2 protein-coding genes are annotated in these 501 nt (G+C 47.1%); both read left to right on the top strand.

Annotation, left to right across the window (positions count from 1 at the left end; genetic code table 11):
- The coding region (locus tag ACFINC_RS09520; protein WP_375617054.1) for a hypothetical protein at positions 1-272 on the top strand (272 nt) is incomplete at its 5' end.
- Positions 238-462, top strand: a complete 225-nt coding sequence (locus ACFINC_RS09515; RefSeq protein WP_375617053.1) for a hypothetical protein — start codon at positions 238-240, stop codon at positions 460-462. The genes ACFINC_RS09520 and ACFINC_RS09515, both read left to right, overlap by 35 nt.
- The last annotated feature ends 39 nt before the right edge of the window (positions 463-501 follow it).

Raw genomic sequence — 501 nt, 5'->3', positions numbered from 1 at the left:
GCTTTATGAAAGCGCAAGTTTTAAAGGCGGAAAAGGCGCGTGATGCCTATTGGCGCTTGGAGATTGCCAAGGTTTCTTTACAAGCACGGCTTGAACAGATGAGGCAAAGAGAGGCTGCGCAAAAAGCAGGGCTTCAAGCACAAGCGGTGATTTCTAGTTTGGAACAAAAGCTTACAAAAATGGAGGAGATCAATGCAGTTTTGCCAACTGTTCCTAGCGGTTGTCTTGGGCTTGAGCGTGTGCGCTTGCTCAACACCCAAGCTAAGGGATAGCTTTTCTTATCCGTTTTTATCGGCTGAATTGCCACCTGTTGTTCGCATGGCGTGTCACCAGCCTTCATTGTTGCCGGAACGTGCTTTGAATGAACAAGAAGTGGTGCATTATTGGGGGCGTGATCGTGCTGCTTTATTGATCTGTGAACAACGTCGAAAAGCTGTGGTGAGAGCAGTTTTGATGAAATGAGGAGGGGTTTCGTGAACTTGGATATTAGTGTGGCAAATG

It is taken from the genome of Bartonella sp. AP58NXGY (genome assembly GCF_042195785.1).
GTDB lineage: Bacteria > Pseudomonadota > Alphaproteobacteria > Rhizobiales > Rhizobiaceae > Bartonella.
Note: the sequence above shows the minus strand (reverse complement) of the source record. Positions and strands in the feature narration are given on the sequence as shown.